Raw genomic sequence first — 25,663 nt, 5'->3', positions numbered from 1 at the left:
TCACCTTAAAATATCAGCACATGAAATATATTCTTACCGGTGTATTGGTCTTAACTTTTACTTTTTGTCATTCTCAAATAAAAAAAGCGGAAGAAATGATTGATTCCTCTGTAAAGAAAGACAATTTCAACGGTGCTGTATTACTGGCTCAAAACGGAAGAACAGAATTACTTACTTATAAAGGACTTTCTGACAGGCATTATAATATTAGTTTTTCCGACAATACCAAATTCCATATTTTCTCCCTTACGAAAACCTTTACCGCCGTTCTTATCATGCAATTGTATGAAAGAGGGAAACTGGATTTAGACGCAACAATTTCCACTTATTATCCTGAATATAAAGGTGAGGCAGCACAAAAAGCTACGATCAGAAATCTATTGACTTACAGTAGCGGAAGGGAAAATAAAGACATCAGTACCCCGGAATTTATTCATCAGGCTTATGATAATACAATTTGGGATCTGGATGATTTCATCACGACTTATTTATCCGAAAAACTGGTTAATCAGCCGGGAAGAAAGTTTAGCTATAACAATGGGGACTACATTCTATTGGGGAAAATCATCGAAAAAATTTATAAAAAATCTTTTGAAGAAGTATTAAAGGAACAAATTTTAATTCCTCTTAAAATGCAAAATACAGGAATGCTTCATCACAATGATATAGTTAAAAATATTGATGACGGCTATACCGCGGACGAATCTGATGCTTTTGCGCTTCATACCCCTACCAATTCGTACATCGACAATTTTTATTCTGCGGGCGCCATGTATTCTACTCCCAAAGATCTACTGATTTTTGACCAGGCTATTTTTAAAAATATTTTGCTGAAAAAATCAACGTTAGACGTGATGCTTACTGCTGATAAAAAACTTGAAGACACCGCACTTGGATTCTGGGTTTATCCTAAAAGCTTTGGAAATGTAAACACTTTATTTGTAGAGCGTCAGGGTGAGGGATACGGACACAGCGCCAATTGGGTACATTTGCCTGAAAAAAATCTTACCTTAATTATTTTATCGAATACAAAAGATATCAAATATCTGAATAAAATGAGGGAAAGACTAATTTCTGCTTACTATGGGCAATAATTATCCTGTAAAGCTTAAGATTTCCTTCCACTCTTCCAGCTTTTTTTCAAAAGAAACGGTATGAAGAGGGCTTGTAGAAGGTAATAAGAAGATGGGAATTCTAAAATTTTTCCCTAAGATTTTCTGTAGATTTTTAAAAGACTTCCCGCCATTGCAGAATATTGCCTGGATATTCGGATAACTTTCCAGCAGTTCTTCGATCTGATTGGCTTCTTCATTCTTAATTTCCGAATCGAGACTTCCTTTTCTTTCGCAGGAGTCGATGACATCCCAAAGCGCAATATGATTTTTCTTTAACATATTGATTTTTTCCTGATAGTTGTCTGTAAACTCTTCATTGAACAGTTCAAAGATAATTTTCCAGAATTTGTTTTGAGGATGAGCGTAATATTGTTGTTTTTCCAAAGATTTCACTCCGGGAATAGAGCCCAAAATTAAAATTTTAGAATCATTGTCGATAATAGGAGGGAAAGAAAAAATTCTGTCTTGCATAATCTGAATAATAGATTTTGGCTGAAGCCGTTCCTGATTCCGAAAACAAAAAGCGGGCTAAAGCCCGCTCCCATTGATATTTTATAAAGTTTCCTTTAGCCAGTCGAAAAATTCTCTCTGCCAAACCAAACCGTTCTGCGGGTGAAGCACCCAGTGGTTTTCATTAGGAAAATACACCAGTTTCGATTTCAAACCTCTTAGCTGAGCAGCCTGGAATGCTTCCTGTCCCTGTTCGTAAGGAACGCGGTAATCGATTCCGCCCTGTACGATCATGATCGGTTTGTTCCATTTGTCAACAAAATTGCTTGGATTGAATTCCGTATATGCCTTCGGAAGAGGTTTTTCCCATGGCGAACCAAGGTCCCAATTCGCAAACCAGAGTTCTTCTGTCGTCAGATACCAGGATTTCATATCAAAAAGTCCGTCGTGCGCGATAAACGTTTTGAATCGGTTTTCATGAATTCCGGCAAGCATAAATACGCTGTATCCACCATAACTCGCACCGACTGCCGCTACGCGGTCACCATCAACATAAGATAAAGTTTTGGCATAGTCGGTTGCGGCAAGATAGTCTCTCATGGGCTGTCCGCCCCAGTCTTTAGAGATTTCTTCGTTCCACTTCGTTCCCCAGCCAGGCATTCCTCTTCTGTTTGGTGCCACGACGATGTAGCCGTTTGCTGCCATTAAAGCAAAATTCCATCTTGTGCTGAAGAATTGGGTTAACGCAGATTGCGGTCCGCCCTGGCAGTAGACCAAAGTCGGATATTTTTTATTAGGATCGAAGTTTGGCGGATAATGGAACCAGACTCCCATTTCTTTACCATCAGTAGTTTTTACCATTTTAAGCTCAGATTTCCCCTGGCTCAGGCTTGCGTAAACTTCTTTATTTACATCGGTCACCTGCTGCATTTCCCCGTTTTTGATATTGACAGAAAACAGCTCTGTGGCGTGGTTGATATCTGTTCTTCCTACCAAAAGCGATTTTTTCTGGTCAGCAAAAATTTCATTGACATCAAAATCACCTTTCGTGATCTGCTGAACTTTAGCATTTTTAGGATCTAAAGAAAACAGCTGCTTGGTCCCTTTAAAAGCTGCCGTGAAATAAATCACTTTTGAATCTGCGCCCCAGAAAACATCACCGGAAACACTTTCGTCCCAGCCGGCGGTAAGGTTTGTCGTTTTACCGGACTTCCAGTCAAGGATTTTTACGTCATTTTTATCGGCTTCGTATCCGTCTCTTGCCATGCTCTGCCAGATCAGGGATTTTCCGTCCGGACTGAATTTCGGATTTACATCATATCCTTTGTTGGATTCCGTTAAGTTCTTAGTAGCCCCTGTAGCCAGATCGTAAGCGAAGATATCGGTATTGGTGCTTGTTGAATATTCTTTTCCGCTTTTAGGTTTGGTTACGTATAAAAGCTGAGTAGAATCCGGGCTCCAGATAAAATCTTCAGCACCTCCGAAAGGCCGTTGGGGAGAATCCCACATTTTGCCTTCGAGAAGATCTTTAGCCGTTTCAGCTTTATCAGAAACATTTACCACAAAAACATGGTTGTACTTTCCTTCATTAAAATAATCCCAGTGTCTGTGATTCAGGTCGGTGTATACCTGTGCTGTAGTTTTCGGAGTATCGGAATATTTATCTTTTCCCATTACTTTTTCCACTAAAACCTGCTTGCTGAAGGCTATTTTTTTTCCATCGGGAGATATTACGACGTTATCAGCTTCACCAATCGTGTAGAATTCCGTCCAGGTTTTTGCATGATCTTTAGACAAGAAAATCTTATCGCCTTCCTGGGCATATATTCCGTTTTTATCCCATTGGACCAATGCTTTTTTACCTAAATCTACTTTCGCAGACTGGTTATTGATGACATTGAGAAAATAGTTCTCGTTTTTGGTTTTTTCTGTTTTAAGATCTACCTGTCCTACTTTATAGATAAGGGAAGACTGATCGGGTGAAACGGCCTGTACTCCAACTTTCTTTAAAGTCCAGAGGATTTCGGGCGTCATTACTTTTTGTGCATTCATTAAGAGCGGCGCTGCCAAAGCCAGCAGACTGTACTTAAGTTTCATATATTGATTTCTTTTTTTGATTATGCTTTAAAATTCATAATCCTGTTTAATTCAAAGGTCCCAAAGTTACTTATTTTTAAGATTTGATGTATCATTTAAATAAAAAGAGTGAACCGAAATTCACCCTTAACAACCTTTATTATGTATTTGATTTAATCCTTGTCGGAGAACATCGAATTAGCCAGCGAAGTAATGACAGAAAGAAGAATGCTGAAGATCAGTGCCCACCAGAAGCCGTCTACAACCATACTGTCGATAAAATAATCTGCGATCAGGATGATGACTGCATTGATGACAAGGGCAAATAATCCCAGGGTAATAATCGTTAAAGGCAATCCTAAAAGATTAAGTATCGGTTTTACGATCAGGTTTAAAATCCCAAGGACAATAGAAAAGATAATAGCTCCTCCAAACCCTGAAAAATGAACGCCCGGCAGGATCATCGTAAGTAGATATGCCACAATGGCGGTTACCAGAAGACGAATAATTAAGTTCATAATTTCATTTTTTAGTTTATTGATTTATCTGAAATCTGTCACATAAATATAGCATAAATTGCTTAAAAAGTTTATTTTATTTTCATCATGGTTACGAGCGAAGTGGCTACATGGCTTTCATTTTCATGATTTTCGTCAACCGTATAAATTTCGGTACGGATGACGCTGATCTTCGCCCCGCCTTTTACCACATAAGATTTTGAAACAAGAGCTTCACCGACAGCCGGTCTTAAATAATTTACTTTTAACTCGACAGTAACGACGTAGCAATCTTCCTCATAATGGCTTACGGCAGCATATCCTGAAGAAACATCTACGAGGGACGCGATCATGGCGCCATTGAACATCCCGGCTTTTCTGGTCATAAGATCCATTTTAGGAATTTTCATCGAGATAAAATCGGTTTCCACTTCCACAAGTTCGGCTTTGTAAAATTTCAAAGTTTCCGAACGGTGGAAACTGTCGGTGATCAGTTGCTTTTTTTGCGGGGTCATAGGTCTGTTTTCGTTATAAAGTAAATTTCTGAAGTGAAAAGAATATGCCATCACTATTTATTGATGAATTCAATCACATCTCTGCTGAGTTCGTCTGCTCTTTCAACAGGAACGCCGTGGGATGCACCCTTATAAATTTTCAGTGTTGATTTTGGAATCTCAGCGGCAATGTATTCGGTATGGGAACGGAGAATGAGGTCATTTTCTCCTGCTGCGACAAGCACTTTTGCTTTGATGTTGTTCAGCTGCTCTTTGGTGATTTTCGGCTCGTCGATCATCAGCTGGATAAGCCGGATTTCGCTTTCGGGTTTTTGTTGCGCTCTTTTTTCGGCGACTTCATTCTTCATGGAGGTTACTTCATTTTCGCCGACGCCTTCAGGAAAAACATTGGCTCCGCTGGTCATTATTTTTTTAACGCGTTGCGGATATTTAATGGCAAACTCAAGCGCAGTATTTCCGCCGTCGCTCCATCCGAGAATATTGATTTTCTTTAATTTAAGTTTATCCGCCAGCATTTTTACGTCATCTGCAAACTTACGGTAGGTTAAAGGTTCGGCAGAGGTATCTGTACTTTGCCCCTGACCGCGGGAATCCATGGCGATTACCATAAAATGTTTTGAAAGCTCGGGAATTTCCCTTGCAAAAGCGTCAATACTTCCGCCGTTTCCGTGAAGCAGAAAGAGTGGTTTTCCTGTTCCGTAGACTTCGTAATAAATATCAGCGTCCTGAAGATGAAGGATCTTTCCGGCGGCGGGATTTTTTCCGAAATTATTATTTTGGGCAAAGCCTGTGATGTATATTAAAAAGAGGAACAGTCCTGTAATTTTTTTCATGTCGTGAAAATTTTAGCTGAGATTAAAGGTAGGAAATTTACCCGTATCACAAGAGATTCTATGCTGTTATATCTCACGCAGATTATGCTGATCGGGCAGATTCTTTTATTTAAATTCTAAATGATTTTATAGATGGGTCTGAATAAAATTAAATAAGAACGACCGCAAAATTTTCATCCATGGATAAAACGCCCTCTGCGATGTTCTCCGGATGTGAACTGAAACCTTTCAGTTTTGAAGTTTTTCCTTTAACAACAAGGTCCATTAATTGTTTGTCGGAAAGTTTTTTACCAAAAATTTCGAAGGAGACTTTAAATCCACAGTTTTTGAAATCTGAACATCCGACCGCTGTTTTTCCTTTCATCAGGTGATGTTCTTTGCATTTCGGACATTGGGTTTCTTCCCAGGACTGCAATTCTTTTTTTGGTGCGGGTTCACGTTTTTTCTTTTCCTTCACCATTTTTTCTTCTTCGAGGCTAATGACTTTTCCTTTTCCGTAGACTACTTTTTCGGTAAGTTCCGTCACCATCCGGATCAATTCTTCCTTAAAATGATTGGCTTCATATTCCCCTTTTTCAATTTTCCGGAGTTTGAGCTCCCATTCACCGGTTAGTTCGGGACTTTTCAGAAGTTCGTCTTCAATGGTATCGATCAGCTGAATGCCGGTTTGGGTGGCGATGAGGTTTTTCCTTTTCTTTTCGATGTATTTTCTTTTGAAAAGGGTTTCGATGATATTGGCACGGGTAGACGGTCTTCCGATTCCGTTGTTTTTAAGCAATTCACGAAGCTCTTCGTCTTCCACCTGTTTTCCGGCGGTTTCCATGGCGCGGAGAAGTGTAGCTTCGGTATATGGCTTTGGAGGCGATGTTTTTCCCTGGTGAATCATCGGATCGTGCGGACCGGTTTCTCCTACTTTGAATTCGGGGATGGTTTGTTCTTCCTCCTTATCTTTTTCTTTGTCGGCCTCATCTTTCGGTTCTTTGGCATAAACGGCCCTCCAGCCGGGTTCAAGGATCTGCTTTCCGCTGGTTTTAAAAGGAATGGTGCCTACTTTACCTTCCACGAGGGTATTGGAAATTTTACATTCGGGATAGAAAACGGAAATGAAACGTTTTGCAATCAGGTCGTAGATCAGTTTTTCTTCGCGGCTCAGATTCTGGGAAGGCGGGACTTCCGTAGGAATGATCGCGTGGTGATCGGTTACTTTGGTATCATCAAAAACCGCTTTAGACTTCGGAATCGGACCTTCCAGTAAAGGAGAAATAAGCTCCTGGTAGAACGTCATTTTCCTGAGAATGCCTTCTATTTTCTGATATAAGCTTTCTGATAAATACGTGGTATCGACACGCGGATAGGTAACATGCTTTTTCTCGTAAAGGCTCTGAATATAGTTGAGAGTGCTTTCTGCGGAATAGCCATACTTCCTGTTGGCTTCCACCTGGAGACCGGTAAGATCAAACAGTCTCGGATTTTTTTCCCTGCCTTCCTTTATTTCGAAAGAGACGATCTCAAAAATGTTTTCTTTTAAATATTCAAGTCCTTTTTCGGCGCGGTCTAATGTTTTTAAACGGTCGATCGCCGCATTGAAGATCACATCCCGGTACCTGGTTTTCAATTCCCAGTATTCTTCTACGGTAAAGGCCTCGATCTCTTTCTGACGTTGGACAAGCATTGCCAATGTTGGCGTCTGCACCCTTCCAATAGAGAGAACAGCTTTATTTCCTCCGAACTTTTTGGTGAAAAGTCTTGTTGCATTAATTCCTAAAAGCCAGTCGCCCACAGCTCTGGCATTGCCTGCGAGGTAAAGATTTTTGTAATCTTCCGCAGGTTTCAGGCTGGCGAAACCTTCTTTAATGGCCTCTTCGGTAAGGGACGAGATCCAGAGGCGCTGAACAGGTTTATTGCATTTCGCTTTCTGCAATACCCATCGCTGGATAAGTTCTCCCTCCTGCCCAGCATCCCCGCAGTTGATGACCTCATCACATTCGGCGACCAATCTTTCAATGACTTTAAACTGATTTTCGACGCCTTTGTTGGGAATTAATTTAATTCCGAAATTCTGGGGAATGATGGGCAGCAGAAAAAGGTTCCAGGATTTGTACTGCGGTCCGTAGTCGTGGGGTTCCTTGAGGGTGCAGAGATGTCCGAACGTCCATGTCACACAATAACCGTTTCCTTCCATATACCCCTGTTTGGGAGTGGTGGCACCCAATACTTTGGCGATATCTCTGGCAACACTTGGCTTTTCGGCAATACAAAGTTTCATGAATGTTCGGGGATTTTGAAGAGGGACAAAAATCGGGATTTTTTTTGGATTCTGCTAATTTGTTGATGGCTGATGGTGGACAGTTGTCGGTTGATCCTTGAGCGTGTGGGTGATAGATTGTAAGCCATATCCGGATTTTACCATGAAAGAAATACAGTTTACCTCGTTCTAAATACAAATTGCATCACAAGAATCTTATTTTGGGTCGTAAGAAAGTAACTCACAAGCATTAAAATTATAATCGCAGGAGCAAGAATATTCTTTGCAGTTGCTCATATTACAACCGCAGTTTCAACAATCATATCCAGAGTTGCTAAAAGTATACTCGCAGTTGCTACAAGTATCGCCGAAGTTCTTCATATCATTTGTAAAATTGCCTGTTTTATATCTGGAGTTGAAAGAAAATTATTTAGAGTTGCTCGTTTTATTTTCGCAGTTACTAAAATCATACTTGGAATTACTTATTTATGATTGAAATTGTGAAAATATATTTTACAGTTATTTTTTTCATTATTGGCATTTTTTGATTGAATACATCATTTTCTGAAAATGATTATATACATCATAATAACCATTTATAAATTAAAATTGTACACTAAATGAATATATTTAAAAAATTATCATTTTATATACATTATGTATTTTAATTTAAAAATAAAACTAAATAAAACAAATTATTAACATAATACAATAACTAAAACAAACCATTGTTTGCTGAAAAAATAATTTTAAATTTGAATAATTAAGAATAATTTCCATTTATAGAAAATAGTCCGTGTAATGATATTGCGCAATATACATAAGGCAGGATTAATCCGAAAACCCGCCTCCGGAAGGAAAGCTAAAAGCTTCTAAATAGAAGTCTTAGCAAAATAAGTAGGAAAGATTAAAAACTTTTAATTATTATGAAAAAATTTAAAAACGCAGCTTTAGCTGCAATTTTTGCCGGTGCATTATTCTATTCTCCAAATGTTTGAGCAAAGAGATTAGAATGGGCCTACGTATGGGACAATGGTTGTATAGAAAAACAGATTTATCATTCGGCATTATTTGGATTGTTTGAATGGTTTACTTACGAAGTAATATCTTGTACTGAAGGAGTAAGTGCTCCAATTTAATACAAGAAAAGAAACCACCAAGGATATCACTTGGTGGTATTTTTTAATACATTTAAATTATGAAAAAATTTCTTCTATACGACTTTTTCCTGCTTACCTTAAGTCTATCGAATGCTCAAATTATAAAAGGCTCCATAACCGATTCTTTAACCAAATCACCATTACCCTATGCAAATATTGTTTTAATGAATGGTAGAGGCATCTATTCGGATGAAAAAGGACAGTTTGAACTGGATGTAAAAAACAACATATATGATACGTTAAAGATATCTTCTGTTGGATATAAAGCAAAATTTTTCCCGTTAACAACATACAAAAATCAAAACATTGTAAATTTAAAAGTATCTCTTGATACCAAAGTAGTAAATATTGAAGAGGTTACTATCTCTCAAAAAAAGATAAATTATACTCAAAAGAAAATATTCGGTGAAAGTAAGGAAGGTAATATAGGAATGACCTCATTAATAGGATATGAAACCTGCCTTTATATTGAAAATCCTACGCAAACTGCAGGCAAGGTTAAAAGAACTTATATTGATTTGAAGAGAAGAGATAATGCTGATTATATAGCAATGTTTAATATCAAGTTTTATGAATATGATGAAAAAAACAATGTCCCGGGTAAAGAACTTTACAGCAAAAACATATATGTAAATCCTAAGAACCACAAATACAGATTATGGATAGATGTAGAAGAATACAATATTAAATTTCCTAAAAATGGTATTTGTGTTGGTGTTGAATTAATAAATACGGTAGGCAGAGTCGAAAAATATGCAAAATTCGGACCTATGTTCCGATATACTTCCAGTATAAAAAACAAATCTATAACCTGGTCTAATTATCATGATACCGGATGGAGAAATGGTTCAACCGGAGGCAAAACAGGATACGTTAATCCGATGATCGGTGTGGAAGTATTATTACCCTCAAAAGAATAAAAACATGAAAAGAAAATATATAATTATTGGTTTATTACTTATTACATCGATTTTTATTATAGCGCTAATAACTCATAGGAGAGAAAAATTTTATTATATTGATCTTAAGGGAAAAGCGGAAATCCCGGTTAAAGAATATGATTTTGGCCAAATTACTTATTTAGATACTGTTGATTATGCATTTGTGATAAAAAATATCGGACAGGAACCTCTTCTCATTAATAAAGTGTTACCCAATTGCAATTGTACTGTCATCGAATATAAAAAAGGAAAAGTATTACCTCATCAACAGACAGAAATAAAAGCACGTTTTATACCCAAAAAGACATTATTAGGAAAAAACAGCGCTTCCATTTTAGTCAAAGGTAATTTTAATAATGGCGTTACCCAATTAAAACTGAAAGGTTTGGTAACAGATGTTAAGTAAATTCACAATCCTTTTTAAAATCTTTTTAGTGTTATCAATCCAAAAGCTCCCTTAAAAAAGAGAGCTTACCAACAATAATTATGAAACTGGTTCATGAATTTTAATTTTATTTACATCGTCATGGGAACATCCATTAAAAGGATTTCCGTATGATCTGATGTGGCTTTGATCTGAAGATTTTCAACATTCCACACCCCGAAGCCGTCTCTTTCTGCTAGCGGCTGGCCTTCGATTTCCGCGCTTCCTTGAATGATGAAGGCGTAGACCCCGTTTCCTTTTTTCTTAACCTGATAATCGGTTTCGGTATTGTTTTCAAAGTTTCCCAAATGAAACCATGCCTCCTGATGGATCCAGACACCTTCGTCATCGGGATTGGGGGAAAGGATCTGCTGGAACTTATTTTTGCTTTTCGTTTTGTCTAATGTTATCTGATCGTATCTCGGGGTAACATTTCTTTTGTTCGGGTACACCCAGATCTGCAGGAATTTTACCCGCTGATCATCGTTTTTGTTGAATTCACTGTGCATGATTCCTGTTCCGGCACTCATCACCTGGATGTCACCGCTTCTGATCACCGCAGTATTTCCCATGCTGTCTTTGTGTTCGAGGTCACCTTCCAGCGGAATACTGATGATTTCCATATTGTCATGGGGATGGGTTCCGAAACCTCTGCCCGCCTCCACTGTATCATCATTTAAAACCCGCAGCACCCCAAAGTGCATTCTTTCAGTATTGTGATAGTTGGCAAAGCTGAAAGTATGATTGCTTACGAGCCAGCCATGGTCTGCTTTCCCCCTGGAATCGGCTTTATGGATCACTGAGTTGTCTTTAATTTTCGATTCGGGATTGGGAAGATGGTTGTAGCCCAGTGGTTCGAGCGGCTCAATCTCATCGATTTCGTTTTTCATGGTATTTCCCATAGAAGCCGATGCCACGAACATGCCTGTGCCCAATAATCCTTTCTTTAAAAAATCTTTTCTGTCCATATCTGTTGTTTGTTTATTTGTTTTGATAAGGCAAATTTAGGATGATTGGAATTGGTGTGCATTTAACTAGTTTAATAAATCTATTTTCTTTTGTCTTAACATCGAAGATTCGCCGCAGTGAAACAAAAGAAACAAAAATTTAAGACCTGGAGCTAAAGACTAAAAATGAACAAGATTTCTAGAGTTTTTTGAATCACCCCGTCAAAAATTATTTGAATTTTTGCCACCCCTCCACAGGAGTGGAATTTTTGTGGGTGTTATTTTTTATGGTAACAATAAATATAGAATGGGGTTATTTTTCTTTGGAGGCGAGGCGTTTTCGGATGGTGCTGACGAATTCCTTGGAGACCCCGAGGTAGGAAGCAATGTAATATTGTGCAACCCGCTGCGGGATGGAAGGATATACCTTAATGAATTCAAGATAGCGGTCTGAAGCACTTTTGGAGATGGTATTCACCAGCCGGTTCTGAAGCGTGGAAAGGTTTCGCTGCACAAGGATTCTGAATACTCTTTCAAATTTCGGAATTTCAGTGAGCAATTTTTCTTTGCTGGAAGGATTGAGCATGTAGATCTCGGAATCTTCAAGCGTCTCCATATACAGATTGGATGGCTTCTGATCCTGAAAAGACGCAATATCACTGATCCACCAGTCTTCAATAGCGAACAGAATGGTGACTTCAAAGCCATTGTCGTCGAGATAATAAACCCTCACACAGCCTTTCCGGATGTAGCCTTCAAACTGGCAGATCTCCCCTTCCCGCAATAAAACGGTCTTTTTGGGAAAGGTCTGGAAAGTAAGCAAATCGGTAAAAAAATTTTCTTCTTCCGGATCGAGTTTTATAAATCGTGTGACGTTTTGGATGATATTTTCGGACATAGTTTGCAGTTTACGGCTGCAAATTAGGAAAAAGTGTGTAAACTTCGTTCTTTAACAGTCCACTTCCTCCGCCATAGTGATCGATAACCTTAACTTCTTTATCCAGGTTTTCACAAAAGTCTTTGATCTCTTTTTCGAATTTTTCTTCCAGGCCTGAGCTCAAAAGCACAATATCTACGGATTTGCTGCGGATGTAATCCTGGCAGGCGTCTTCATCGGTGGTAATTTCGGCGGTCCAGCCGTCATTGTTTTCGATGATTCTTTTTAGGGTATCGAGGATTTCCTGATTTTTTCCAATGACTAAGAAATGTAGGGTGTTCATTTTATTTGGGTTTTATGTTGTTTGAACGCAGAGGGCGCGGAGATTTTTTGACTACTAACTGTTTTTAAGTTTCACAAAGGCGTTTCACTTATAAGAGACCGCTAAGGTTTACTTGGTGGCTGCTGTCTGAACACAGAGGGCACTAAGATTTTCTTTTTATGCATTGTGCTTTAAGGTTCGCAAAGCCGTTTCACTTATAAGAGCTTTGAGTTTTACGTTGGTTTTTGAACGCGGAGGGCACGGAGATTTTTTTACTACTAACTGTTTTTAGGTTTCGCAAAGCCGTTTCACTTATAAGAGCGCGCAGAGATCTTCTAAGATATCGTCTGGCTGAAATTATAGGATCTTTTAATCTTAACCTTTATCTAAGCTTCAACTTTAACTTCCGATTTTACTTATAGATGTTTACTTCCTGTTATTTTTAGTTCGTTGAGATCCAATTGGGATTCGGCTTTCCGGATCTCTTCGTCGCTGTATTGTTTTTCTCTTTTCATTTTGAAGAGTTCTTTTCTCTGCAGGGCGAAGATATCCAGCATGATCTGGTGGTATTCGTTGAGGTCGTTGCGCCTGTTGGTACACATCTCAATGGAGCTCAAATGATTCTTATGAAGCTTAATGTCGTTTTCAATGGTGCTCTTAAAGTTTTCCACGAGGCTGTTGGCATTTATGACGGGCTGATATTTTTCATGAAGCCTTTCGAGCGCAAGTTTGTCGAGCCTAATCTGAATTCCTGCCTGCTGTTCGTGCGAGGGCTGAATATGATCGATCTCACCAATTTTAATGAGCTTAATGATCAAAGGAAGGGTAAGTCCCTGAAAGACAAGCGTTACAAAGATCACAACAAAGGTTATGAAAATAATTAAATTCCGCATGGGAAACTCCGACTGGTCATTCATCATGACGGGAATAGACAGTGCCGTAGCGAGGGAAACCACACCCCGCATTCCTGCCCAGCCGATGATCAGGGGATTTTTCCAGCCCGGGGTGGGATCTTTGCGCACATTTTTGCTGAGCCATCTCGGAATATGGGCTACGGGATAAATCCAGAGCATTCTTACCACAATGACAATAGCACTGATGATGAGTCCATACCGAATTCCTTCCATGACCGAAGTTTCTCCCAAGCCACTGATGATGTCGGGAAGCTCGAGGCCGATCAGTACGAATACAAGGGCATTCATCACAAAGATCAGGGTATTCCAGACGCCGAGCATATTAACCCTCGTCGTTCCTGTTTTAAATATTTCATGGGAACGGAACGACATAAACAGCCCACCGCTCACAACGGCCATTACCCCGGAATAGTGAAAATGCTCCGCTGAAAGGAACAGGATGTATGGGGTGATGACTGTAAGTGCCGCATCGATCGCCGGTGTAGTCGGCAAAAACCGATGGATGGCATAGAAAACATGAGCCCCGGCAATCCCGATAATCACACCCATTCCGGCAACGAGGAAAAACTGTCCGGTTGCCTCCTGCATGGAAAAAACACCCGTCATCACTGCCGCCAGGGCAAACCTAAAGACAATCAACGATGAAGCATCGTTGATCAGGCTTTCTCCTTCCAGGATTGCGACGGTACGTTTGGGAACTTTTAATCCTTTTAAGACTGTGGTTGCGGCTACGGCATCCGGAGGGGAGACAATTCCGCCCAGCAAAAATCCCATGGCCAGCGTAAAACCGGGAATAAGCGCCTGCGATGCGAATGCCACGACCAATGATGTAAGAAATACGAGCCCGAAAGCGAGTAGCCCGATGGTTCTTTTCCATTTCCAGAAATCGTTCCATGAAGTATACCATGCGGCCTCATACAACAGCGGTGGCAGGAAAATAAGGAATATGATATCCGGATCTAGTTTTAGAACAGGAACTCCCGGGATAAGGCTGATCCCTAATCCGGCCAGCACCAGAAATATGGGGTAAGCAATCCTGATTCTTTGTGCCAGCATCACGAGAAGCATGACGATGAGGAGGAGACCTAGTATAAGAAGCAGTTGTTCGTGCATGGTTTTTTTATTTTTATAATTTTCTTTTGTATTGAAATCGAAAATTCGATGCAATTAAACAAGAAATAAATAGATGACAGACGAATAGAAAATAGATCATTAATGTAAAATAAGCGACTACAATATCTATCTTCTATCCGTCTATTATCTTGCGGTCCTTTTATTACAAATGTATGAATAATGAGGTTCTTTCTCGCTTTTCCAGGTTTTTGGTTTTATGGCCTTTTCCGGTCGTATCTTCTACCAGAAGAATTTCACCGGTCCGGAACTGGCGGATTTCACCGAGGGATGTTTCTATTTCCACACCTCCATCCAAAAGAACGATGTACTGTCTCTGTGGAGCATGATGAAAATCGTAGTCATAATCTGCGGAAACTTTTCTGAACTGTAATTTTTTAACCTCTAAATCTTCGGATAAAAATCCTATTTCGCCCTGATCCACTAAAGGAATTTCAAGATCTTCAAAATGAGATTCGCCGGTTTCGTCACTAAATATCCTTGTGATTTTCATGATCATTTCAATTTAAAATAAAAAAGAGAATAATAGTTTCATTGATATTTAAACAAAAACCAGTGAATTGGCCAGCTCTATTTCTTCCTGATTAATGGAATGTCCGAAATTCTGGTAAACTTTTTCACTAACATCAGCATTCATTTCGCGAAAAATATTGGCGGTTGCATATACCCTTTCTACCGGCACATGGAAATCGGGATTGCTGGTTCCGAGGAACACAGGCGTTTGGGCAAAATCTCCCTTATAGTTTTCGCGGTTGATCTTTTCTCCGATTACCCCACCGATGATGGCTGCAGCACCCCCGAACTTTTGTGCATTTCTTGCTAAAAACTCAAGCGTAAGACAGGCACCCTGTGAGAATCCGAAGAAGTAAATACTTTCAGGTTTAATGCCTTCAGCCACAGCTTTTTCAACGGTTTTGCCTATGTTTTCAATGGCTGAAGAGAGCCAGGGCTCATTTTGTTCAACCGGGGCCATGAAGGAAAGCGGATACCAGCTTCCATTGGTAGCCTGGGGAGCAAGAAGTGCGTAGTCTTTGACATTTAAATATTGTGATAAACTTAAAATATCCTGGCCACTTCCGCCTCTTCCGTGTATCATGATTAAGGCTTTTTCGGCTTCATTCAATGATTTTCCGGCTGTTTTTATATCTAAAATATGACTCATGATTTATCTGTATTTTTCTGTTGGATAAGTAAATTTCGGGAGAACTTCTATGAGATGTTCTCTTTTATCTTCAAACTGTTCAGGAAGATTAAGGTGTTCGCCTAAGGAGGCCAGTTCTTCATCGACATCAAAGCCCGGTCCTGACGTGGCAATCTCAAACAAAACACCGCCGGGTTCTTTAAAGTAGACGGAAGTAAAATATTTCCGGTCTTTCACTTCGGTATGCTGCAATCCGAATCTGTTGAGCTTTTCGATCATTTCAAGTTGAGTTTGTGCGTCGGGCGTGGCAAAAGCAACATGATGTACGGTTCCTCTTCCGGCAAGGCCTTTCAGGGCATTCGGAGTACACAGGAGATCTACATATTTTCCGGGAGCATCTTCAACCGCAAACCTGAATCTGCCTGAACTTTCGGCAATAACCTGATGATCCATCTGCGTGGTAAGAAGCGCCGCGGTTCTTTCGTACGCATCCAGCCATATTTCGACATGATGAATTCCTTTAATCGCAAAATCTTTAGGGATAAAATGATTATCGTATCCTTTGCGGGAATCTTTATCATTAAAAACCAGTTCGAGGCCAAGGCCGTCAAAATCTTCCAGATAAATGAAAACCTCCCCGGAAAACCTCTGCTGCGGATGTTTGAAAGGGATATTAAACTGATTCAGGCGGGTCATCCAGTAGTCCAGTGCCTCCATTGAGACGGAAAATGCGGTTGTATTGAGCATTCCTTTTCCGTGCCTGCCGTTTACCAGCCCCTTTCCGTAGGGAAATGTGGTCATGATGGTTCCGGGTGTTCCGAATTCGTCGCCGAAGTAAAAATGATATACGTCGGAATAGTCGAAATTTACGGTAGTTTTTACGAGCCGGAGCCCTAAAACTCCGGTGTAAAAGTCTATGTTTTCCTGTGCGTCGCCGGTGATGGCTGTAACGTGATGAAGTCCTGTGATGAGTGCCATAGTTTGAGGTTGATTGAGGTTGAGGTTAAAAATTGTTTAGTTTTCTTCTTTAAACCAGACGTCGATGTACAATTCCGGGTTTCTTTTGAACTGGGCGTGAACATACGGACACAACGGTACGATTTTAAGTTCATTTTCCCTGTCATAGGAAACCAATTTGTCCAAGAGTATTTTGGCGAAGCCTTTCCCTGCGTATTCTTCGCTGACTTCGGTGTGGTAAACGGTTAATTTGTTTCCCATTACTGAAATATCCATTTTTCCGGCTTTATTATCGTCTGAAAAAAGCTGTATTTCTCCTCTTACGTTTCCTAAAATTACTTTCGTTGTTTCCATAATGTTGTTTTTTGGTTGATGGTTGATAGTTGATGGCTTACAGCTTACTGCTTACTGCTTACTGCTTACTGCCTACTGCCTACTGCCTACTGCCTACTGCCTACTGCCTACTGCCTACTGCCTACTGCCTACTGCCAAATTACCGTGTTTTGTAAAAATAGCCGATAACCTATGATAACTTCGGAAGTACTTCTTCAATCTTTTCGCGGAGTCCTTCGTGTTGTTTTGGCAGCTTAAGGTTTGTTCCCAATTCGTTTAAAGGTTCATCTACGGTAAATCCCGGATTATCAGTTGCAATTTCGAAAAGAACACCGCCCGGTTCACGGAAATACAGCGAATAAAAGTAATCCCTGTCGATTTTCGGAGTAATATTAAAACCTGCGGAAAGTACTTTTTCACGGAATTCCATTAAAACATTGTCATCTTTCACCCGGAAAGCCACATGGTGATTGGTTCCCGCAGCATTTCTTCCCGCCAATATTTTATCATTTTCAATAATATCAACGATGTTGGCAGTCTCTATGGCATTCGTAGCAAAACGGGACCTCTCTCCTTCCTGTTTACTGAATTCATACCCGAAAATATCGGTCAGAACTTTAACCGTAGGGTCTGCTTTTTTCAGGGTAAGGGTTACATTATGAAATCCTTTCAACGCATTTTCTTCTTTGATATCTTCTGTGGTCCATACTTTTCTGTTGTCTGCCGGATCTTCGATAAATTGTAGTTGAAGACCATCCGGATCTCTGAATGAAATCAGCTTTTCGCCAAATATTTCACTTTCTTCTACAGGCACATTAAATTGCTGCAGTCTATTTTTCCAGAAATCAAGACTTCCTTTCGGCACGGAATACCCGATGTGTGTGGCAAGGCCTGTTCCGTTTGTTCCTTTTCCTATTCCTTCCCATGGAAAGAATGTCAAAATAGTTCCCGGCGTTCCTTCTTCATTTCCAAAATAAAAATGATAGGTTCCCGGATCATCAAAGTTGACGGTTTTTTTTACCAGCCTTACGCCCAATACCTGAGTGTAAAAATCTAAATTTCTTTTTGCATTGTCTGCTATCGCCGTGATATGGTGCAGACCTAAAATTCTATTGTCCATTTTCTTTAATTTTTATATGACAAAGGTAGGTTGCTGATGAGTGCGGTGCATTTAACTAGTTTAATAAATAACATTTTAAGCCTTAAAAAGGAAAATACCGGCATTTAAAGGGAAAATTTCAGGATTAGTCATTAAATACTCATCAAAAAAATCAAAACAAAATTTTAAAAATCAATCACTTACCTACAAATTTAAAATATTTTGTAAAAAAGTCTACTTTTTTAGTGGACTAATAAATTTTTATATTCTATATTTGCAACCGTAACAACATTATAAAATGAACAGAAGTCTGAAACCTATTTCCAAAATCAATCATACCATCAATACAATGATGTATTGCTGTATGCCTGCAATAGGACCCTGTGGTGACTGACCTTACTTTATATGACATATTTTAAAGGCTTTACCACATTGTAAAGCCTTTTTTATTTATTGAAGATTTAAAGAAAAAATGATAGCAATCAAAAATATTTCAAAAACTTTCCATCAGAAAAAGCAGTCGTTCAAGGCCCTGGATCAGGTAAGCCTGGAGATCAGCAAAGGTGATATTGTCGGCATTATCGGCTTTTCGGGGGCAGGAAAAAGCACCCTTATCAGAACGGTAAATCTCCTGGAAAGGCCTGATGAAGGTACCATCACGATCAACGGAAAAGATTTTACAAAACTAAGTTCCGGCGAACTGGCGAAGGAAAGAAAGAAAATAGGAATGATTTTCCAGCATTTCAATCTGCTTTCCTCAAGAACAGTTTCGGAAAATATTGCTTTACCTCTCGAGCTGGACGGTTCAAGCAAAACAAAAATAACGGAGAAAGTTAACGAACTCCTGCGATTAGTAGGTCTTGAAGATAAAGCTCAAGATTACCCCAAGAGCCTTTCGGGTGGACAAAAACAGAGGGTCGCCATCGCAAGGGCTCTTGCCAATGATCCGTATCTGCTGCTCTGTGACGAGGCGACCAGCGCACTGGATCCCGCTACCACCCTGTCGATCCTGGAACTTCTCCGGGATATCAATCAGAGGCTGGGTATTACGATCCTTCTCATCACCCACGAAATGGAAGTCATCCGGAACATCTGCAACCACGTAGCCGTGATCGACAAAGGAAAACTCATCGCAAAAGGAAGTCTGCGTGACCTTGTTTCACAGAAAGATCACCCCATCATCAAACAATTTTTAAACCCAGGTGCTATGACAATACCTCAGGAACTCAACAAGAAATTACAGAAAGACCCTCAGGACGGGCTTTTCCCTCTCTTAGAAATAGAAGTAAACGAAGATATTTCGGTGGAAGAACTTCTCTCCATTATATATGAAAGGTATAAAATTCCCTACAAGCTCCTGAAGGCTGATGTAGAATATCTGGGAGATGCCAATTTCGGTAAACTCCTCCTCCAGCTGCAGGGCGGTAAGGAAGCCAATCAGCAGGCCATTTATTATTTAAATCAAAACAAAATTCAAAACAGAGTTAGAGGTTATGCTTAGTGAAACAGAGATTGCCCTCTTGCTGAAGGGAGCGTGGGAAACGGTTTACATGACTTTTGTTTCCGGGTTTTTCGGATTTACTTTGGGATTGCCGACGGGAATCCTGCTGTTCCTGACCAAAAAAGGACAACTTTTGGAAAATATAGTTTACAACAGAATTTTATCTGTAGTAGTGAATATCTTCCGGTCAATCCCTTTCATTATCCTGATCGTATGGATGATCCCTTTTACGAGGAGCATCGTCGGAACCTCCATCGGTGTGAATGCCGCTTTGGTTCCATTAAGCATCGGGTCAGCGCCTTTTATTGCGAGACTCGTTGAAAACAGTCTTCTGGAAGTTCCTTACGGACTGATAGAGACGGCACGTGCATTGGGAGCCCGCCCGCTTCAGATCATCCGGAAAATTCTGCTTCCCGAAGCCCTTCCTTCATTGATCAACAATGCCAGCATAACGCTGATAACGCTTGTGGGATATTCTGCGATGGGTGGTGCCGTAGGAGCAGGCGGACTCGGACAGATCGGCTATCAGTACGGCTACATCGGCTACAATGCCGTCATCATGAATCTTGTCCTTGCCTTGCTGGTGGCGATTGTATTTGTTATCCAGTTTTCCGGCGACCGGCTGTCTAAAAAGTTTGATCACCGTTAATTGCCATCAAATAAGGGCAGAATTTAAACAATAATGTGAATGTGAAATAGTGTGGTGACATGGTAATCCTTTGTCACAAATGGTAAAGGGCGAATTTCCGGAATACCCTGAGATTAATAATTTTCCGCGATTTTCGCTTTTTTACCATTAAAAAAGAATTTAACAATGATAAAAATAAAAATGCTCAGCATACTGGCGGCGGGATTATTGGTCTTCTCGTGCCGTCCGGGAAGGAATAACGATCCGAACTTCATCAGGGTGGGCATCACTTTCGGCCCCGAACAGGAGATTGCGGAAATAGCCAAAAAGGTCGCCAAAGAGAAGTATAACCTTGATGTAGAGCTGGTAGCCTTCAATGATTATGTGGTCCCCAATGAAGCATTAAACAATGGCGACATCGATGCGAATGCTTTCCAGCATGTGCCTTACCTTCAGGAACAATCGAAACAGAGAGGTTACCGGCTGGCGGTGGTGGGCAATACTTTTGTGTATCCTATTGTGGCTTATTCAAAAAAGATCAGGAATATCAGTCAGCTGAAGGACGGCAACACGATCGTGATTCCCAATGATCCTACGAATGGTGGCCGTTCGCTGTTGCTGCTTGAGAAAAACGGACTTCTGAAACTAAGAAAAGGAGTCGGCCTGCTTCCGAAAGTAACCGATATTACCGGGAATCCGAAACAGCTGAAAATCCTTGAAATTGAGGCGGCCCAATTACCGCGGATATTGGATGATAATGAAGTGGTGATCGCCATCATTAACAACAATTTTGCGGCCCAGGCCGGACTGGATGCACAAAAAAACGGTGTTTTCCAGGAAGATAAAGATTCTCCGTACGTAAACGTTATTGTTACCCGCCAGGATAATAAAAATGCTGAAAACGTGAAAAAATTTGTGAAATCCTACGAATCGGATGAGGTTGAAAAAAAAGCCGCCGAGATTTTCAAAGGTGGCGCTGTGAAAGGATGGAACTGATTGGTTTAAATTGTCCTAACCTCTACCAGCCGAGAGCTTTGCTGACATAGATTCTGTTATATTATATTTGGGCATCATTCCATACCAGGAGTGATGCTTTTTGTTTGTCTGAAATAGTGGTGAGAAATAACCAATTTTGAAAAATTACATTTTCTCAATTTGAGATAATAAAATATTTTCCTACTTTTGTTTTTAATCAAAAAAGGCTTTTTATGTTAAAGAAAACCGCCATTGTAAGTTTATTTACTCTTATTTCCGTTTCTTATATGGCTCAGAATACCACGACCCTTCCTGTTTATTTAGACGAATCCAAACCTGTAGAACAGCGCATTCAGGATGCTTTATCGAGGATGACCCTTGAGGAGAAGATTGCGATGCTGCATGCACAATCCAAATTCAGCTCACCGGGAGTACCGAGACTGGGAATCCCTGAATTCTGGACGACTGACGGCCCGCACGGCGTACGTTCTGAAGTGAAATGGGACGAATGGGACCAGGCCGGCTGGACCAATGACTCGATCATTGCTTACCCTGCCCTTACCGCACTTTCTGCCACATGGAATAAAAATATGTCATGGAATTACGGGAAAGCTTTGGGTGAAGAAGCCCGTTACCGAAAAAAAGATATTCTTCTCGGGCCAGGTGTCAACATTTACAGAACCCCTCTCAACGGAAGAAATTTCGAATATATGGGAGAAGATCCTTTTTTGACGTCAAAGATGGTGGTGCCTTACATTAAAGGAGTACAATCCAACGGCGTGGCTACTTCCGTAAAACATTACGCATTAAATAATCAGGAAATGTTCCGCCATACCAGCAATGTAAAAATTGACGACAGAACATTGTATGAAATTTATCTTCCGCCTTTCAAAGCGGCTGTTACAGAAGGAGATTCCTGGACCATTATGGGAGCTTACGACATGTATAAAGGTCAGTATGCCAGCCAAAACCAGTATCTTCTCAATGATATCCTGAAAAAGGAATGGAATTACAAAGGTGTGGTGGTTTCAGACTGGGGCGCGGTAAATAATACCGAACAGGCTATTCATAACGGGTTGGATCTTGAGTTCGGAAGCTGGACCAATGGTTTATCAGACGGCCATTCCAATGCGTATGACAATTATTACCTGGCTCAGCCTTATTTAAAACTGATTAAAGAAGGAAAAGTGGGAACCAAAGAGCTTGACGACAAAGTAACGCGACTTTTACGTCTTGCCTACAAAACCACTATGAACCGGAACAAACCCTTCGGAAATATTGCTTCTGAAGAGCATAAGGCAGTAGCAAAGGAAATCGGGGAAGAAGGAATCGTACTCTTAAAAAATCAGGGAAATGTACTTCCGATCGACATTAACAAAGCCAAAAAGATAGCCGTTATCGGGGAAAATGCCATTAAAATCATGACAGTAGGCGGTGGTTCTTCCTCTTTGAAGGTAAAATATGAAACCCTTCCTCTGGACGGAATCAAAGCAAGATTCGGAAAACAGGCTGATGTACAGTATGCAAGGGGCTATGTAGGAGATATCGGTGGAGAATATAACGGCGTAAAATCCGGACAGAACCTTAAAGAAGACCGTTCTCCCGAAGCACTGATTGATGAAGCCATAGCATTGGCAAAATCTTCAGACTACGTGATTTTCGTCGGAGGTCTTAATAAAGCTGATTTCCAGGACAGTGAAGGAAACGACCGAAAAAGCTACGGCCTGCCATACAACCAGGATCAGGTGATCTCTGCTTTGGCTAAAGCCAATAAAAATCTTGCCGTCGTACTTGTTTCCGGGAATGCAGTAGCTATGCCATGGGTGAAGGAAGTTCCTACCATCGTACAAGCCTGGTATCTTGGATCAGAGGCAGGAAACTCTTTGGCAGCAATTTTAGCCGGTGACGCCAACCCGTCCGGAAAACTGCCATTCACTTTCCCGGTAAAACTGGAAGATAATGCCGCGCACCAAATGGGTGAATATCCGGGAAATAAAGAAGAATTGGCAGCCGGAAAAGGTAAAGACCAGAAAAACCCTATCAACATTACCTATAACGAAGGAATTCTGGTAGGCTACAGATGGCATGACACAAAAAAAATCAAACCTTTATTCAGCTTTGGACACGGTTTGAGCTACACTACTTTTGAGTTTGGAAAAGCAAAATCGGATAAAAAGGAGATGTCCCAGGATGATAAAATCACTTTTACCGTAACCGTTAAAAATACAGGTAAAAAAGCAGGAGCCGAAGTTGCACAGTTGTACATCAGCGATCTGAAATCATCGGTTCAGCGACCAACAAAAGAACTGAAAGGTTTTGAGAAAGTATTCCTGAATCCGGGTGAAGAAAAAGAAGTAACCTTTACGATCGATAAAACTGCTTTAAGTTTCTTCGATGCCGAAAAGCATGAATGGGTTGCAGAACCCGGAGATTTTGAAGCGCTCATCGGAAACTCTTCGGATGCCATTAAAACCAAAGTGAGATTTACACTCAAGTAGTTTTACTTATTTATATTTTCTAAAACGTGAATGCCCGGGACTTTTCCGGGCATTTTTTATTGTTTAAGATTCAAAGACCACTTCTCTTTTCCTGGTCTTTAAATTTTTAATGATAAAATAAAAAAGTCCGCCAAGTGCGAGCAGCGAATACCCGATAAGAATCATTAAGCTTAAATTTCCCACCGCCCAATCTGAAGGAAAAACCCGGCTCATCAAAGTCATGAATGACAATCCGATTCCTGCGCCCAGAAAGTAGCTCGTAGAACCTGCACTGGCTGCCACTCCATAGTCTGAAGCATGTACATCACTTACTCCCATGACTGAGAGTGCCGTAAAGCAAAAGGTCATTCCGATTCCTGAAATACAGGCTGCCCCCACGAGAACCAAGACCAAAGGATGCCCGTTGTATACCGAAATCAGCAGAAGCAAAGCTCCGGTCAGCATGAATGACCAGCCGAAAATGGCCATCTGTGCAGAATTCAGTCTTTTGGAAATGACGGGAAGAACAAATTTTGCCACCAAAGCAGACATGACACTGAAAGGCACGAGAAGAAGCCCGGCCGATGCCGCACTGAGTTTCATATCTTTCTGAAGCATTAATGAAATCAAAAACAGAAAACCTATAAAGAATGCGCCCAAAGCCGTAAAGCTTATATTGGAGACCTTTAAAGAACGGTGTTTTAGCAGATTCAGATCAATCAGCGGCTGGGAAACTGATTTCAATCGGTAAAAAAGAGCCCATAAAAGAACCACCGCCAAAACCAAAGAAGAAATGACTAACCATGGTTGATCCCTGACATGAACCAGTTCGTGAGTACCGTACGTAAGACTCAGCAATCCCGATACTAACAGCAAACCTGAAAGCACATCGGTTTTTTCAGGTTTTACGGAAGGCTGATCTTTGGGAAGGTAATGATAAGCGGCAATAAGCGTGATGGCCAAAACCGGAACATTGATCAGAAAGACCCAATGCCAGCTCAAATATGTGCTGATAATTCCACCAAGTGAAAGTCCGCTTCCGGAGCCGATGGCGGCAAAAGAACTGAAAATACCCACGGCACGGTTTCTTTCCTGATCTTCCGTAAAAGTATTTGTAACGATAGACATTGCAGAAGGCATAATGAATGCTGCTCCCAAACCCTGAAATGCCCGGAATACCGCGAGTGTTTCAAACCCCTGAGAAAGTCCGGCACCAAGAGAGGTCAGCATAAAAATAAGAGACCCCAGAAGAAAAACCCTTTTACGCCCGATCTGATCTGAAAGTTTGCCCCCGATGATTAGGAAGCCTCCGAAAAACAATACATACAAAGTCTGCAGCCACTGTACCGTTTCCGTACCGATCGCAAATTGCGCCTGTATGGAGGGGATGCTGAGATTTACGATGGCAATGTCCAAAGCTTCAACAAAGGTTCCAGCAGAGGCCACTGCCAGGATCAGATTTTTACTTTTCATATAGTTCATTTACCCTGCAAAATTAAAATCAATAGAACACATATAAAAATTTAACCTTAAATTTAGAACAATATTACACTTTAAGACAAATAAAAAGAACATAGTATCATTTAGAATAATTTAAATCTTATAAAACAGAACAAAATGACTACCGAAAATTACATACCTGACGATAAAGACCTTTCCATCCTGCGAATTTTACAGAAAGATGCCAAACTGAGCGTCCGTGATATTGCCGGCAAAATCAATCTCAGTCCCACTCCTACTCACGAACGTATCAAACGAATGGAGCGATTGGGAATTATCCGGGAATACACTACCATTGTTGACCGCAAGAAAGTAAACAAAGGAATGATGGTTATCTGCATGGTTGCCCTGAATGTTCACCATAAAAAAACGGCCGGAAAATTCATCGAAGAAGTGGGGAAACTGAAGGAAGTGGTTGAATTTTATAACATCAGCGGAGATTTTGATTTTATGTTAAAAATTTTAGCCCCGAATATGGATGAGTTTCATGAATTTTTTGTTAACAAATTATCTGAAATCGAAGGGATCGGGCAAACGAAAAGTATTTTCGTGATGAACAGCATTAAGGAAAGTGCTCAGATTCTGTAGATTGGAAATAGACACAT

General features: G+C 40.4%; 24 protein-coding genes. 8 read left to right on the top strand and 16 right to left on the bottom strand.

The features are described 5' to 3' along the window. Nucleotides 1–20: 20 nt before the first annotated feature. Nucleotides 21–1,094: a serine hydrolase domain-containing protein gene (locus AC0N32_RS10260; protein WP_476393757.1), complete on the top strand. Its 1,074-nt coding sequence runs from the start codon at nt 21–23 to the stop codon at nt 1,092–1,094. Here AC0N32_RS10260 and AC0N32_RS10255 read toward each other — a convergent pair whose 3' ends face one another. From AC0N32_RS10255 to AC0N32_RS10230, 6 genes are all read right to left on the bottom strand, one after another. Further along, nucleotides 1,095–1,586 (bottom strand): DNA-deoxyinosine glycosylase, encoded by a 492-nt coding sequence (locus tag AC0N32_RS10255; RefSeq protein ID WP_476393756.1) that lies wholly within the window; start codon nt 1,584–1,586, stop codon nt 1,095–1,097. An 81-nt stretch (nt 1,587–1,667) separates the two neighbouring features. Then, nucleotides 1,668–3,662 carry a S9 family peptidase gene (locus AC0N32_RS10250; RefSeq protein ID WP_476393755.1) on the bottom strand — a complete coding sequence of 665 codons (1,995 nt, stop codon included), beginning with the start codon at nt 3,660–3,662 and terminating at the stop codon, nt 1,668–1,670. A 152-nt stretch (nt 3,663–3,814) separates the two neighbouring features. Then, entirely contained in the window at nt 3,815–4,159 is a 345-nt protein-coding gene (locus AC0N32_RS10245; protein WP_476393754.1) for a phage holin family protein, read from the bottom strand. A 71-nt stretch (nt 4,160–4,230) separates the two neighbouring features. Further along, nucleotides 4,231–4,653, bottom strand: coding sequence for a PaaI family thioesterase (locus tag AC0N32_RS10240; protein WP_476393753.1), 423 nt, complete (start codon nt 4,651–4,653; stop codon nt 4,231–4,233). Between the two features lie 53 nt (nt 4,654–4,706). After that, nucleotides 4,707–5,486, bottom strand: a complete 780-nt coding sequence (locus AC0N32_RS10235; RefSeq protein WP_476393752.1) for an alpha/beta fold hydrolase — start codon at nt 5,484–5,486, stop codon at nt 4,707–4,709. 148 nt (nt 5,487–5,634) lie between these two features. Continuing rightward, complete coding sequence (locus AC0N32_RS10230; RefSeq protein WP_476393751.1) at nt 5,635–7,752, bottom strand: type IA DNA topoisomerase; 2,118 nt, start codon at nt 7,750–7,752, stop codon at nt 5,635–5,637. 1,177 nt (nt 7,753–8,929) lie between these two features. Here AC0N32_RS10230 and AC0N32_RS10225 point away from each other — a divergent pair. After that, nucleotides 8,930–9,811, top strand: coding sequence for a carboxypeptidase-like regulatory domain-containing protein (locus tag AC0N32_RS10225; protein WP_476393750.1), 882 nt, complete (start codon nt 8,930–8,932; stop codon nt 9,809–9,811). 4 nt (nt 9,812–9,815) lie between these two features. After that, nucleotides 9,816–10,238: a DUF1573 domain-containing protein gene (locus tag AC0N32_RS10220; protein ID WP_476393749.1), complete on the top strand. Its 423-nt coding sequence runs from the start codon at nt 9,816–9,818 to the stop codon at nt 10,236–10,238. A 110-nt stretch (nt 10,239–10,348) separates the two neighbouring features. Here AC0N32_RS10220 and AC0N32_RS10215 read toward each other — a convergent pair whose 3' ends face one another. The 9 genes from AC0N32_RS10215 to AC0N32_RS10175 form a co-directional block, all read right to left on the bottom strand. After that, nucleotides 10,349–11,224 carry a pirin family protein gene (locus AC0N32_RS10215; protein WP_476393748.1) on the bottom strand — a complete coding sequence of 292 codons (876 nt, stop codon included), beginning with the start codon at nt 11,222–11,224 and terminating at the stop codon, nt 10,349–10,351. A gap of 292 nt (nt 11,225–11,516) precedes the next feature. Beyond that, nucleotides 11,517–12,101 carry a Crp/Fnr family transcriptional regulator gene (locus AC0N32_RS10210; protein WP_476393747.1) on the bottom strand — a complete coding sequence of 195 codons (585 nt, stop codon included), beginning with the start codon at nt 12,099–12,101 and terminating at the stop codon, nt 11,517–11,519. A gap of 10 nt (nt 12,102–12,111) precedes the next feature. Next, complete coding sequence (locus AC0N32_RS10205; protein WP_476393746.1) at nt 12,112–12,423, bottom strand: hypothetical protein; 312 nt, start codon at nt 12,421–12,423, stop codon at nt 12,112–12,114. Between the two features lie 395 nt (nt 12,424–12,818). Continuing rightward, the gene (locus tag AC0N32_RS10200; RefSeq protein WP_476393745.1) at nt 12,819–14,429 is read right to left on the bottom strand and encodes a Na+/H+ antiporter; all 1,611 of its coding nucleotides are present in this window, start codon (nt 14,427–14,429) and stop codon (nt 12,819–12,821) included. A gap of 163 nt (nt 14,430–14,592) precedes the next feature. After that, complete coding sequence (locus AC0N32_RS10195) at nt 14,593–14,940, bottom strand: cupin domain-containing protein (protein WP_476393744.1); 348 nt, start codon at nt 14,938–14,940, stop codon at nt 14,593–14,595. Between the two features lie 48 nt (nt 14,941–14,988). Further along, nucleotides 14,989–15,609, bottom strand: coding sequence for an alpha/beta hydrolase (locus AC0N32_RS10190; protein WP_476393743.1), 621 nt, complete (start codon nt 15,607–15,609; stop codon nt 14,989–14,991). Nucleotides 15,610–15,612: 3 nt separating this feature from the next. Then, nucleotides 15,613–16,566: a VOC family protein gene (locus tag AC0N32_RS10185; protein ID WP_476393742.1), complete on the bottom strand. Its 954-nt coding sequence runs from the start codon at nt 16,564–16,566 to the stop codon at nt 15,613–15,615. Nucleotides 16,567–16,602: 36 nt separating this feature from the next. Then, on the bottom strand, nt 16,603–16,899 hold the full coding sequence (locus tag AC0N32_RS10180; RefSeq protein WP_476393741.1) for a GNAT family N-acetyltransferase: 297 nt from the start codon (nt 16,897–16,899) through the stop codon (nt 16,603–16,605). Between the two features lie 169 nt (nt 16,900–17,068). Beyond that, complete coding sequence (locus AC0N32_RS10175) at nt 17,069–17,998, bottom strand: ring-cleaving dioxygenase (protein ID WP_476393740.1); 930 nt, start codon at nt 17,996–17,998, stop codon at nt 17,069–17,071. Between the two features lie 451 nt (nt 17,999–18,449). On the opposite strand from AC0N32_RS10175, the gene AC0N32_RS10170 reads away from it, so the two are divergent. The 4 genes from AC0N32_RS10170 (at nt 18,450) to AC0N32_RS10155 (ending at nt 23,579) form a co-directional block, all read left to right on the top strand. Then, on the top strand, nt 18,450–19,478 hold the full coding sequence (locus tag AC0N32_RS10170) for a methionine ABC transporter ATP-binding protein (protein WP_476393739.1): 1,029 nt from the start codon (nt 18,450–18,452) through the stop codon (nt 19,476–19,478). Continuing rightward, entirely contained in the window at nt 19,471–20,127 is a 657-nt protein-coding gene (metI, locus tag AC0N32_RS10165; RefSeq protein WP_476393738.1) for a methionine ABC transporter permease MetI, read from the top strand. Before AC0N32_RS10170 ends, metI begins: the two co-directional genes overlap by 8 nt. Nucleotides 20,128–20,292: 165 nt before the next feature. After that, complete coding sequence (gene metQ, locus AC0N32_RS10160) at nt 20,293–21,102, top strand: methionine ABC transporter substrate-binding lipoprotein MetQ (RefSeq protein ID WP_476393737.1); 810 nt, start codon at nt 20,293–20,295, stop codon at nt 21,100–21,102. Nucleotides 21,103–21,314: 212 nt separating this feature from the next. After that, nucleotides 21,315–23,579, top strand: a complete 2,265-nt coding sequence (locus tag AC0N32_RS10155; protein WP_476393736.1) for a glycoside hydrolase family 3 C-terminal domain-containing protein — start codon at nt 21,315–21,317, stop codon at nt 23,577–23,579. A 63-nt stretch (nt 23,580–23,642) separates the two neighbouring features. On the opposite strand, the gene AC0N32_RS10150 is transcribed toward AC0N32_RS10155, so the two are convergent. Next, the gene (locus AC0N32_RS10150) at nt 23,643–25,031 is read right to left on the bottom strand and encodes an MFS transporter (protein ID WP_476393735.1); all 1,389 of its coding nucleotides are present in this window, start codon (nt 25,029–25,031) and stop codon (nt 23,643–23,645) included. A gap of 144 nt (nt 25,032–25,175) precedes the next feature. Here AC0N32_RS10150 and AC0N32_RS10145 point away from each other — a divergent pair, with 144 nt between their 5' ends. Further along, nucleotides 25,176–25,646 (top strand): Lrp/AsnC family transcriptional regulator, encoded by a 471-nt coding sequence (locus AC0N32_RS10145; protein WP_476393734.1) that lies wholly within the window; start codon nt 25,176–25,178, stop codon nt 25,644–25,646. Nucleotides 25,647–25,663 lie beyond the last annotated feature (17 nt).

The organism is Chryseobacterium endophyticum, assembly GCF_056333165.1.
This window is presented reverse-complemented; position numbering and strand designations above follow the sequence as displayed.

Bases quoted from the DNA above. Each gene is read 5' to 3' on its own strand.
- AC0N32_RS10190 (WP_476393743.1), bottom strand. From the start codon at position 15,609: ATGAGTCATATTTTAGATATAAAAACAGCCGGAAAATCATTGAATGAA.
- AC0N32_RS10245 (WP_476393754.1), bottom strand. From the start codon at position 4,159: ATGAACTTAATTATTCGTCTTCTGGTAACCGCCATTGTGGCATATCTA.
- AC0N32_RS10240 (WP_476393753.1), bottom strand. From the start codon at position 4,653: ATGACCCCGCAAAAAAAGCAACTGATCACCGACAGTTTCCACCGTTCG.
- AC0N32_RS10255 (WP_476393756.1), bottom strand. From the start codon at position 1,586: ATGCAAGACAGAATTTTTTCTTTCCCTCCTATTATCGACAATGATTCT.
- AC0N32_RS10175 (WP_476393740.1), bottom strand. From the start codon at position 17,998: ATGGACAATAGAATTTTAGGTCTGCACCATATCACGGCGATAGCAGAC.
- AC0N32_RS10150 (WP_476393735.1), bottom strand. From the start codon at position 25,031: ATGAAAAGTAAAAATCTGATCCTGGCAGTGGCCTCTGCTGGAACCTTT.
- AC0N32_RS10185 (WP_476393742.1), bottom strand. From the start codon at position 16,566: ATGGCACTCATCACAGGACTTCATCACGTTACAGCCATCACCGGCGAC.
- AC0N32_RS10205 (WP_476393746.1), bottom strand. From the start codon at position 12,423: ATGAACACCCTACATTTCTTAGTCATTGGAAAAAATCAGGAAATCCTC.
- AC0N32_RS10215 (WP_476393748.1), bottom strand. From the start codon at position 11,224: ATGGACAGAAAAGATTTTTTAAAGAAAGGATTATTGGGCACAGGCATG.
- AC0N32_RS10225 (WP_476393750.1), top strand. From the start codon at position 8,930: ATGAAAAAATTTCTTCTATACGACTTTTTCCTGCTTACCTTAAGTCTA.
- metQ (WP_476393737.1), top strand. From the start codon at position 20,293: ATGATAAAAATAAAAATGCTCAGCATACTGGCGGCGGGATTATTGGTC.
- AC0N32_RS10155 (WP_476393736.1), top strand. From the start codon at position 21,315: ATGTTAAAGAAAACCGCCATTGTAAGTTTATTTACTCTTATTTCCGTT.
- AC0N32_RS10170 (WP_476393739.1), top strand. From the start codon at position 18,450: ATGATAGCAATCAAAAATATTTCAAAAACTTTCCATCAGAAAAAGCAG.
- AC0N32_RS10195 (WP_476393744.1), bottom strand. From the start codon at position 14,940: ATGAAAATCACAAGGATATTTAGTGACGAAACCGGCGAATCTCATTTT.
- metI (WP_476393738.1), top strand. From the start codon at position 19,471: ATGCTTAGTGAAACAGAGATTGCCCTCTTGCTGAAGGGAGCGTGGGAA.
- AC0N32_RS10220 (WP_476393749.1), top strand. From the start codon at position 9,816: ATGAAAAGAAAATATATAATTATTGGTTTATTACTTATTACATCGATT.
- AC0N32_RS10260 (WP_476393757.1), top strand. From the start codon at position 21: ATGAAATATATTCTTACCGGTGTATTGGTCTTAACTTTTACTTTTTGT.
- AC0N32_RS10230 (WP_476393751.1), bottom strand. From the start codon at position 7,752: ATGAAACTTTGTATTGCCGAAAAGCCAAGTGTTGCCAGAGATATCGCC.
- AC0N32_RS10200 (WP_476393745.1), bottom strand. From the start codon at position 14,429: ATGCACGAACAACTGCTTCTTATACTAGGTCTCCTCCTCATCGTCATG.
- AC0N32_RS10180 (WP_476393741.1), bottom strand. From the start codon at position 16,899: ATGGAAACAACGAAAGTAATTTTAGGAAACGTAAGAGGAGAAATACAG.
- AC0N32_RS10235 (WP_476393752.1), bottom strand. From the start codon at position 5,486: ATGAAAAAAATTACAGGACTGTTCCTCTTTTTAATATACATCACAGGC.
- AC0N32_RS10210 (WP_476393747.1), bottom strand. From the start codon at position 12,101: ATGTCCGAAAATATCATCCAAAACGTCACACGATTTATAAAACTCGAT.
- AC0N32_RS10250 (WP_476393755.1), bottom strand. From the start codon at position 3,662: ATGAAACTTAAGTACAGTCTGCTGGCTTTGGCAGCGCCGCTCTTAATG.
- AC0N32_RS10145 (WP_476393734.1), top strand. From the start codon at position 25,176: ATGACTACCGAAAATTACATACCTGACGATAAAGACCTTTCCATCCTG.